The 9,893-nt window shown below is 60.9% G+C and carries 10 protein-coding genes and 2 tRNA genes; 6 read left to right on the top strand and 6 right to left on the bottom strand.

Annotation, left to right across the window (positions count from 1 at the left end):
• Nucleotides 1-165 precede the first annotated feature (165 nt).
• The 4 genes from ACV4UY_RS16055 to ACV4UY_RS16040 form a co-directional block, all read right to left on the bottom strand.
• Nucleotides 166-242, bottom strand: a tRNA-Met gene (locus ACV4UY_RS16055).
• Between the two features lie 349 nt (nucleotides 243-591).
• A complete protein-coding gene (locus tag ACV4UY_RS16050) occupies nucleotides 592-2,655 on the bottom strand; it encodes an ATP-binding protein (RefSeq protein WP_491608566.1) in 2,064 nt (687 codons plus the stop codon).
• Entirely contained in the window at nucleotides 2,634-3,233 is a 600-nt protein-coding gene (locus ACV4UY_RS16045) for a DedA family protein (protein ID WP_491608565.1), read from the bottom strand. Before ACV4UY_RS16045 ends, ACV4UY_RS16050 begins: the two co-directional genes overlap by 22 nt.
• 74 nt (nucleotides 3,234-3,307) lie before the next feature.
• A tRNA-Gln gene (locus tag ACV4UY_RS16040) sits at nucleotides 3,308-3,381 on the bottom strand.
• A 35-nt stretch (nucleotides 3,382-3,416) separates the two neighbouring features.
• On the opposite strand from ACV4UY_RS16040, the gene ACV4UY_RS16035 reads away from it, so the two are divergent.
• Complete coding sequence (locus tag ACV4UY_RS16035; RefSeq protein ID WP_491608564.1) at nucleotides 3,417-4,091, top strand: hypothetical protein; 675 nt, start codon at nucleotides 3,417-3,419, stop codon at nucleotides 4,089-4,091.
• A 108-nt stretch (nucleotides 4,092-4,199) separates the two neighbouring features.
• On the opposite strand, the gene ACV4UY_RS16030 is transcribed toward ACV4UY_RS16035, so the two are convergent.
• A complete protein-coding gene (locus ACV4UY_RS16030; RefSeq protein ID WP_491608563.1) occupies nucleotides 4,200-4,751 on the bottom strand; it encodes a DJ-1 family glyoxalase III in 552 nt (183 codons plus the stop codon).
• A 317-nt stretch (nucleotides 4,752-5,068) separates the two neighbouring features.
• On the opposite strand from ACV4UY_RS16030, the gene murA reads away from it, so the two are divergent.
• The 5 genes from murA (at nucleotide 5,069) to hisI (ending at nucleotide 8,982) form a co-directional block, all read left to right on the top strand.
• Complete coding sequence (gene murA, locus ACV4UY_RS16025) at nucleotides 5,069-6,328, top strand: UDP-N-acetylglucosamine 1-carboxyvinyltransferase (protein WP_491608562.1); 1,260 nt, start codon at nucleotides 5,069-5,071, stop codon at nucleotides 6,326-6,328.
• A gap of 61 nt (nucleotides 6,329-6,389) precedes the next feature.
• Nucleotides 6,390-7,025: an imidazole glycerol phosphate synthase subunit HisH gene (hisH, locus tag ACV4UY_RS16020; RefSeq protein ID WP_491608561.1), complete on the top strand. Its 636-nt coding sequence runs from the start codon at nucleotides 6,390-6,392 to the stop codon at nucleotides 7,023-7,025.
• Between the two features lie 2 nt (nucleotides 7,026-7,027).
• Nucleotides 7,028-7,780: a 1-(5-phosphoribosyl)-5-[(5-phosphoribosylamino)methylideneamino]imidazole-4-carboxamide isomerase gene (gene hisA, locus ACV4UY_RS16015; RefSeq protein WP_491608560.1), complete on the top strand. Its 753-nt coding sequence runs from the start codon at nucleotides 7,028-7,030 to the stop codon at nucleotides 7,778-7,780.
• Nucleotides 7,781-7,798: 18 nt separating this feature from the next.
• Nucleotides 7,799-8,590 (top strand): imidazole glycerol phosphate synthase subunit HisF, encoded by a 792-nt coding sequence (hisF, locus tag ACV4UY_RS16010; RefSeq protein WP_491608559.1) that lies wholly within the window; start codon nucleotides 7,799-7,801, stop codon nucleotides 8,588-8,590.
• Entirely contained in the window at nucleotides 8,587-8,982 is a 396-nt protein-coding gene (gene hisI / locus ACV4UY_RS16005) for a phosphoribosyl-AMP cyclohydrolase (protein WP_491608558.1), read from the top strand. The genes hisF and hisI overlap by 4 nt, the downstream gene beginning before the upstream one ends.
• A 57-nt stretch (nucleotides 8,983-9,039) precedes the next feature.
• Here the strand turns inward: hisI and ACV4UY_RS16000 are convergent, their stop codons facing one another.
• Nucleotides 9,040-9,603 carry a Tll0287-like domain-containing protein gene (locus ACV4UY_RS16000; RefSeq protein ID WP_491608557.1) on the bottom strand — a complete coding sequence of 188 codons (564 nt, stop codon included), beginning with the start codon at nucleotides 9,601-9,603 and terminating at the stop codon, nucleotides 9,040-9,042.
• Between the last annotated feature and the right edge of the window lie 290 nt (nucleotides 9,604-9,893).

The raw sequence follows: 9,893 nt of genomic DNA, 5'->3' as shown, positions 1-9,893 counted from the left end.
CGTTCCGATTCTCAAAAGAGTCGTCACTTATTGTCAAAACAGTCGCCATTTTACACCATTTTACAGCATCAGTGCCAGGTCACGTTTCGGTCACACCACCGGCTGACAGAAACAAAAAAGGCGGTTCCGCTAGACCCGGAACCGCCCGTCCTACAAAGACTTTTTTGGTAGCGAGGGGCGGACTTGAACCGCCGACACACGGATTATGAATCCGCAGCTCTAACCGACTGAGCTACCCCGCCGCAATCAAACTTCAAAAATACCCTCTTCCTTGGATGACGTCAAGAAAAAAACAGAACAACCGCGAGCACGCCGCCCGGAACCATCACGGCCATGCCCGAGACGCAAGGCCAAACACACCCGGTTCGAGGCAACGCCCCAAACCAAGATCCATTCAGAAACAAATCAAGACCCCTGGAGGGACGGAAGATGCGCGCATCCAAGTCGAAATTCAGACCGGGCCAGACCGGGCCAGACCGGGCCAGACCGGGCCAGACCGGGCCAGACAGGGCCAGACCGGGCCAGACCAGGCCGATCCAGGCCAATCCAGGCCCAGCCTCACGCAGGATCATTTTTCCACCCCAGTCCGATTCACTCCGTCCGCGACGCCGCCAGCCACGCCAACAATTCGGATTGAATCGGTTCGAATGCGGACCGCACCCGCGACAACTGCCGTCGGGCACTCGGCCACTCACGGGCACGCACCGCATCATGCAACAGCCGCGTCTCGTTCTGCATCTGGGGAAACACCGAATGCAACATCGAGCCGCGCAACACATGCGATGTGGATCGGGCCTGCTCGTAACGACCCGCGGCCAACTCCTGTTCCAACGTATCGAGCAATTCCGGAAACTGCTCGCAAATCAACCGGGCAATGCCCGGGATCTCGCCACTGTCCAACCCCAACGCCACCAACGCTTGAACCACCTGGGGCAACGTCTGGGACGACAACACCCCACGTTCCTCCACCGCAGTCACGGTCGGCAGATGACGATGCAATACCCGCCGCAACTCATCCAGGGAGACCGGCTTGGCGAGAAAATCGTTCATCCCCGCCTCCCGGCCCGCGCGCCGGTTCGCCTGGGTGACATCGGCGGTCAGGGCGATGATCGGCACCGCGACCCGCTCTCTCTGCTGCTCCCACTCGCGGATCAAACGGGTGGTCTGATAGCCGTCCATCAGCGGCATCTGACAATCCATGAACACCAGATCGAACGGATCGGCCTGAAAACGCTCCACGGCCTGCAATCCGGTGGTGGCCGTGACGCAACGCTCCCGTGAACAGCCGATCTTGGCGAGCATGCCCAGAGTGACGGTCAGATTGGCACTCTGATCATCCACCACCAGAATGCGCGCATTGTCGATGGATGGGGGATGCGCGACCACCCATGACACCTCCCTGGCTTCAGACGGGGACACGGTGATCGGATTCCGCTCCCGAAGCGAGAGCGTGAAGACGAATACCGCTCCGGATGACGCATTCGGGTTGTCATCCACCTCGATGTCGCCCCCCATCAGGCGGATCAACCTGCGACAGATCGCCAACCCCAATCCGGTCCCCCCGAACTGGCGCGTGGTGGCGGAATTGGCCTGCGCGAACCGCTCGAAGATGTGTTGCCGCTCCTCCTCGGGCACGCCAATGCCGGTATCCCGCACCTCGAACAGATATTCGATGAACCCTTCCGAACGCCGCACCGTCCCTCCCAGACAGGCGATCTCCCCACCCGGTGGGGTGAACTTGATCGCATTGCCGATGAGGTTGGTGAACACCTGCCGGATCCGGTTCGGATCTCCCAGGACCGAGGTAGGAAAGATTCGCGGGAACTGACAGTCGATGGCGATCCGTTTTTCATGCGCCAGAGGCATCATGGCCAACGCCATTTCGTCCAACAGTTCAGCCAGGTCGAAAGGGGTCTCCTCGAGCACCAGTTGATCGGCCTCGATCTTGGAATAATCGAGAATATCGTTGATCAGATAGAGCAACGTCCTGCCAGAGCGTCCGGCCAGTTCCAGCCTTTCCTGACTCAGGGGGTCCGGATGGGCATCCTTGAGCAACTCCAGCACCCCGAGCACCACATTCAACGGCGTGCGGATCTCATGGCTCATCGTGGCCAGAAAATCGCTCTTGGCCTGATTGGCCGCCTCGGCCTTGACCGTCGCCTCCTTCAACGCCTGCTCCACCCGCACCCGTTCGGTCACATCCAGCTTGATGGCAATGAAATGGGTGATGCGACCGTTTGGATCGATGACCGGCGTGATGGTGGACTCCTCGTGAGCCAGCGTACCATCCTTGCGCTTGTTGATGAACACCCCGCGCCACACCTCGCCGCGCAAAATGGTGTTCCACAGATCTCGATAGAACGTCTTGTCCTGCAAACCGGATTTGAGCAGACGTGGATTGCGTCCGACCGCCTCCTCGAAGGTGTAACCGGTCGAACGGGTGAAGGCCGGATTGACCCACTGAATCCGTCCGGCGACATCGGTGATGACGATGGTGTTGGCCGCCGCGCGCATGGCGGTTTCGTGGAGCATCAGGTTGGGCTGCAAGGCCCGCGAGGCGGTCACCTGCGCGGTCTCCACGCGCTGTTGCCGAAGGCCGGCGCAGACCGCGCAGACCATCTTGATCAGACGTTTCAGGCGCGGCGTCTTTGCCATGCCACATACCCGCCGATCAAGAGCAGGGCGAACAGGACCGCGCTGGAAACCACCCAGAGGGTATTCTGCTTGACCCAGGCCTGATTCTCGCCGATCACGTAGCCCATCACCAACAGAATGATGTTCCAGAGGGTGGCGCCGACCAGGGTATACACAACAAAGGGGGCAAGACGCATGCGTCCCACGCCGGCGGGCATGGAGATGAGGTGACGCACGCCAGGCAGGAACCGACCGGTGAAGATGGAGATCTCACCATGTTTGGCAAAAAAGGTTTCGGTTTGCGACAGGTGCTTCTCGGTGATCAGGAAGTAGCGACCGAAACGGGCGATGAAGGGGCGCCCGAGCCACAGGGCCAGATAGTAACTGCCGAGGGATCCGACAATGCTACCGAGGCTGGAGGCGACGATCGAACCGCCCCAGGTGAGTTTTTGCGTGGAGACCAGATAGCCCGCCGGAATCATGACCAGTTCCGAAGGAACCGGAAAGATGGAACTTTCCATGGCCATGAGCACGAAAATGGCGAAGTAATCCAGCTGCCCCATCCATTCGAGCAGCAGACTGGTGACGCGTTCGCCCATGGATCGCTCCTGGTGATGTTCGAAGAAAACGAGAGAAACGCTAAAGAAGGGGTCGCGACTGGTGCGGAAACAAATGGCTGGCGGACTAGGATTCGAACCTAGACTGGAGGAGTCAGAATCCTCTATCCTACCGTTAGACGATCCGCCAAGAAGGTTGACAAATTGGGATTATTGCATGATTTCATGATCGAGTCAAACAAAATCTCGCGGATGGTCGCATTTCCCCGATCGAGGCGGCATGGCTTAGAAAAACCGATCAAAAAAGGGTTGCAAGTAAGGCCTGAGGATACTGCCGATCACTCCGGCGATCACATAACTGATTGGATGGTGCCACCGCTTCATGAAACGCAACAAACGGGTCAACCGCTTGCCTGCCTCGGGGTACTGTTTCTTGATTTCTTCGGTCAGGTATTCGATCAGACAAAGGTGTTGGTTCAGTTTCTCGGTTTGCCCGGATTCACCGCTCGTCTCGGCGATATAGGCCTGCTTTCGATCGTGGCGCAGTTGCCTGTGCTGCGTATCAAGAGCGGGCGTCAAACGGCCATGGTGAAAGGTCGCATCCAGAATCAACTCTTCCAAGGCAGCATGCGCTTGAATGATGGCCGCCTTGAGACAATCCCGATTGGCCCGTTCGATGTGGTCGATAGCCCGTTGCCCCTCCGCGCGGATCTGTTACTCCTGGTGCGCATCCCGCAACCGTGCCAGATGGGAGAAAGCGTTGCGAATGGTGTTGTTCATCTCCTCAGGAATTTTTTCCGTGTAGGAGATGGCGACCGCCAGATAATGAGAGAGAGCGCCTGTGAGTCAAGACAATATTTTCTTGTCGCCACCTGTGCTGCACAAACGTTTATTTTGTAAAGAAAATTCAGAAACAAAACAATGGAAGCTCGCGATCCTACCGCACCGCTCAGCCTGAAAAACCAGGGAGTCCGACTCCCTGGTCACCATTTCTTTAATGCGCAAACATCACGGACGCATCAGGCCCGACTCCACCTCGTCGCGGTTGACCTTGGAGGTGAGCAGTTCGCTCAGGGTCAGGGCGAAATCCATGGCCGTGCCGGGTCCGCGCGAGGTGATCACCCGTCCGTCGCGCACCACCGGTTCCTCGAGATAGGTCATGGTCGGCAGCAACGCCTCCGGCATGCAGGTCGGATAACTGGTGGCCCGCTTGCCGCTCAACAATCCCGCGTTCGCCAGCACCGACGGAGCCGCGCAGATGGCCGCCACGTATCCCCCCTCCCCCTCCAGACGCTTGAGCAGCGCATGCACGCGGGGATCCTCGTCCAGATGGGTCGTGCCCGGCAGACCGCCCGGCAGCACCATCATATCGAAGCGGTCATCGACCACCGCCTCCAGCGTCGTATCCGGCACCACGGCCACGCCGTGACTCCCGCTCACCGCTCCGGCCTTCAACCCCGCGGTCACCACCGTCACCCCCGCGCGACGCAGAACGTCGATCAGCGTGACGGCCTCCACCTCCTCGAACCCCTCGGCCAGGGGAATCAGCACCCGTTTCATGATCTCGCCTCCTTGATGGCCCCATGCGGACTGACGACGAAAAAAGGATGAATTACCCTTTTATTTCGACATCTTATGACAATAGCACACCTGGGGTCAACAAAAAATCTTCCCGCCATCCGGGAAAATATCGTTCCATCCCCCCCGGATCCGCACCAAGGACAATGACACCCGCGTCGCAAGGGTGTTATACTCCATCGTTCTGGATTGCCCATGACTTGGGCCCGGTCCGCGCCCTGACGGTCGCTCTCCGCGCCGAACCCGACACCATGAGGCTTCATCCCACTGCCAACAAACTTAAAAAATCGCGCGCGACCATGGATAAGATCATCGTTCGGGGCGGACAGGCCCTGCGGGGGACCATCCCCATCAGCGGAGCCAAAAACGCCACCTTGCCCGCCCTGGCCGCCACCCTGCTCACCGGCGAACGCGTCCACCTCTCCAACATCCCGCACCTGAAGGATGTCACCACCATGCTGGAGCTTCTCGGCCAGCACGGTTCCGCGATCACCATCGACGAAAAACTCGGCGTGGAGATCGACAACAGCCAGGTCAACAATTTCCGGGCCCCCTATGATCTGGTGCGCACCATGCGCGCCTCGATCCTCGTCATGGGGCCGCTGATCGCCCGCCACGGCCAGGCGGAAATCTCCCTGCCCGGCGGTTGCGCCATCGGTTCGCGACCGGTCAACCTGCACATCGAGGGGTTGCGCAAGATGGGCGCCCAGATCACCCTCGACGAAGGATACATCCGCGCCAAGGCCAAACGTCTCCGCGGGGCACGCATCTACCTCAATCCGGTCACGGTCACGGGTACGGAAAATCTCATGATGGCCGCGGCCCTCGCCGATGGCCGCACCGTGCTCGAAAACGCCGCCCGCGAACCCGAAGTGACCGATCTGGCCATTTTCCTGAACAAAATGGGCGCGCGCATCCAGGGCGCCGGCACTTCGACCATCATCATCGATGGCGTCGAGGAACTGCGAGGCACCCAACACCGCATCATCCCGGACCGCATCGAAACCGCCACCTTCATGGTGGCCGCCGCCGTCACCCATGGCGACATCACCTTGACCGATGCCGATGCCGAGTCCCTCGAATCCCCGATCCAGAAACTGCGCGAGTCTGGTGTCGTGGTCGAGATCCAGGATGCGGGTCGCATCCGCGTGAGCGCGCCGGACCCCCTGCTCCCGGTCAACCTGGAGACCTGTCCCTACCCCGGTTTCCCGACCGATCTCCAGGCGCAAATGCTCGTGCTGGACAGTCTGGCCCAAGGGGTGAGCGTGATCACCGAAACCGTGTTCGAAAACCGGTTCATGCACGTCTCGGAACTGCAACGCCTTGGCGCCGACATCCGCGTGCATGGCAACGTCGCCGAGGTCCACGGGGTCGATCATCTGCTCGGCGCGCCGGTCATGGCCACCGATCTGCGCGCCTCCGCATCGCTGGTGCTGGCCGGACTGGCCGCGGAAGGGGCCACCACGATCTCGCGCGTCTACCACATCGACCGCGGCTACGAACGGATCGAGGAAAAACTCCAGGCCCTGGGCGCGGATATCCAGCGCACCAGCGGTTAGTCCCCTCAAGACAGACTCTTTGAAAGAATCTTGTCTGACATTGTGAAACAGGATTGTCCGCATGATCACCATCATCGATTACGGCTCCGGAAATCTGCGCTCCGTGGCCAAGGCACTCGAGGTCTCGGGTGGCGCGGTACGGGTCAGCAGCCTCCCCGAGGATGTCAAAAACGCGGGTCACCTGGTTCTGCCCGGCGTGGGCGCTTTTGCCGACTGCCGCCACAACCTCGACCGGAGCGGTCTGATCCCGCCCCTGCTCGACCACATCCAGGCCGGCAAACCCTTTCTGGGGATCTGCGTCGGCATGCAACTCCTCTTTGGCGAGGGCCATGAATTCGGGGTCCATCCCGGTCTCGATCTGGTATCCGGCAAGGTGGTCCGCTTCGCCAACGACATGCCCGATCCCCACGATCCCAACCAGAAACTCAAAATCCCGCACATGGGCTGGAACCGGGTGCGTCAAACCGGCGCCCACCCGCTTTGGGACGGCATCCCGGACGAAACCCATTTCTACTTCGTCCACTCCTATCACGGCGTGGCCGACCACCCGGCCCATGTGGCCGCCTGGTGCGACCATGGCGTCCGTTTCACGGCGGCCATCGCCCGCGACAACCTCTTCGGCACCCAGTTCCACCCGGAAAAAAGCCAGGAGGCCGGTCTGCGACTTCTCAAGAACTTCGTTGCCTGGAGACCCTGATCATGATTCTCATCCCGGCCATCGACTTAAAGAACGGTCAATGCGTGCGTCTGTTCCAGGGCGAAATGGATCAGGCCACGGTCTACTCCGACAGCCCCGCGACCATGGCGCGCCACTGGCAATCCCTGGGCGCGCGCCGGCTGCATGTGGTGGATCTCAACGGCGCCTTTGCCGGCGAACCGGTCAACGCTGCCGCGGTGGCCGCCATCCTGGAGTCCCTGACCATCCCGGTGCAGCTCGGCGGCGGCATCCGCAACCTGGAAACCATCGAACGATGGCTCACCGCCGGCATCGACATCGTGATCCTCGGCACCATCGCCTGTCGGAATCCCGAACTGGTGCGCGAGGCCTGCCGGCTCCATCCGGGACGGATCTCGGTGGGCATCGATGCCCGAGACGGACTGGTGGCGGTGGAGGGGTGGTCGTCCACCACCGAAATCACCGCGCTGGATCTGGCGCGGCGTTTCGAGGATGCCGGGGTGGCGGAGATCATCTTCACCGACATCTCCCGCGATGGCGCCTTGAGCGGTCCCAACATCCCCGCCACCCGCGCCCTGGCCGAGGCGATCACCATTCCGGTGATCCTCTCCGGCGGCGTGTCGTGCCTGGAGGATATCCAGCACGCCCGGGAAAACGCCGGTCCCTTCGCCAACCGGGGGCGCATCTCCGGCATCATCACCGGCAAGGCGATTTACGACGGTCGTCTGGATTTCCAAACCGCCGCCCGCTGGCTGGATGACGCTTCCGCCGCTTGACAGAGGGAGATTTCAGGCATGCTCGCCAAACGCATCATTCCCTGTCTGGATGTCCGCGAGGGTCGGGTCGTCAAGGGGGTGCAGTTCGTCAATCTGATCGATGCCGGGGATCCGGTCGAGGCGGCGCGCCGCTATGACGAGGAGGGCGCGGACGAACTCACCTTTCTGGATATCACCGCCTCCCATGAAAACCGCGACACCATCCTCGAGGTGGTGCGGCGCACCGCCGAGCAGGTATTCATCCCCTTGACCGTGGGCGGCGGGGTGCGGGTCAACGAGGATATCCGCCGTCTGCTCAAGGCCGGCGCCGACAAGGTGGGCATCAACACCGCCGCCGTGTTCCGGCCCGAGTTCGTGCGCGAGGCGGCCAATCAGTTCGGTTCCCAGTGCATCGTGGTGGCCATCGACGCCAAATGCGTGGCCCGCGACGAGGCCGGGCGTCCATTGCGTTGGGAAATTTTCACCCATGGCGGACGCAAACCCACGGGACTCGACGCCGTAAACTGGGCGACGCGCATGGAAGAGCTGGGCGCCGGAGAAATTCTTCTCACCTCGATGGATCGCGACGGCTCGAAAAACGGCTACGATCTCGATCTCACCCGCGCCATCGCCGACTCGGTGACCATTCCGGTGATCGCCTCGGGTGGCGTCGGCACCATGGAACACCTGTTGGAAGGGTTGCGCGAGGGCCATGCCGACGCGGTATTGGCCGCTTCCATCTTCCATTTTCGTCAGCACACCATCCCGGAGGTGAAGAATTACCTGCGGGAGAACGGCGTGGAGGTCCGCCTCCCGAAGGAGTCCGAATGAACGCTCTCCAGCTCAATCTCGACGGTCTGAAGTTCAACGACAACGGTCTGATCCCGGCGATCACCCAGCAATACGACACCGGCGAGGTGTTGATGATGGCCTGGATGAATCGCGATTCGCTCCAGGAAACCCTGAATACCGGGGTTGCCTGTTACTGGTCGCGCAGCCGGCAGAAGTTCTGGAAAAAGGGGGAGACCTCCGGACATATCCAGAAGGTCAAATCGATCCGCACCGATTGCGATCAGGATACGTTGTTGATTCTGGTGGATCAGGTGGGGGTGGCGTGTCACACCGGACGGCGCAGCTGTTTCTTTCTGGAGGCCGCGGCGGGAACCTGGCGGGCCATCAGCGCGCCGGAAGTGGATCCGGATACGATCTACAAGCCGAAGTGAGGCTGGAATCACGGGGGTTCCATGCTCTGAAACCCCGTGATTCACACCTGGTCGGGATCAGGGCACGGCCTTGCGAATGCTGATGGCACCGCGAATCTGACCCTCCACATAACCGGTGGCATGGTCGTTGGGATAGGTCTTGCTCAACACCTCCTTGACCGCCGGAGTCACCTCATCCTTGCCGTGGCACCCCAGGCAGAGCGACTGCACCGGCAGGGCCTTGGCATAGCGGTATTCGTTGCCGATCTTCTCCCCCTTCTCGAGTTTGGCCGGCGGTTCGCCCGCGGCGGCCCGCTTGTCGAACTCCTCGAGAGCTGCCTTCTCCCAGGCATCCGGGGTGGCGCGCGTCTCGTTGCGGGTTTTCAGGCTGACCCGTCTGATCTTCCAGCCGGTCTCCTGGGAGACCGCACCGGCGATCTTGGGCGCCGACTCCTTGCACACCGGAATCGACCCCTCGAAACCGGATTTGCCGATCTCATCCTGCAAGGTGGCCATCAATTTCGGCGGCAGTTGCATCGCCACCTTGCGGGCCTCGTCGAGCATGGCATCGCCCTCGGCGAACGCCTGCGCACCTGTCCAGGGAGCGATCAGCAAGGCTGCGAGCAGGATCTGTTTTTTCATGATTATTCCCTCGAATGAAAGACAATGGGATGCCAGGACCGGACAGGGGCAAACCATCGGACCCTCTGTCCTTTTCTCAACAGGATCATTGTCTATGTGAAGGATTCAGGCTTGTCAAGTGACGTAACGACCGAATCGTCAACCCGACATCCGGCGGTTCAGGAAGGAATAACTTACATGATGAGGGAAGAACCCCCTCATCCCCCGACCATGGACCTCCCTTCGGGAGTTCCACGGTAACTTGGCATGATGGGGGGAGAACCCCCACACCCCCCGTACCATGGACCTCC

Source organism: Candidatus Magnetaquiglobus sp., from assembly GCF_058402785.1.
This window is presented reverse-complemented; position numbering and strand designations above follow the sequence as displayed.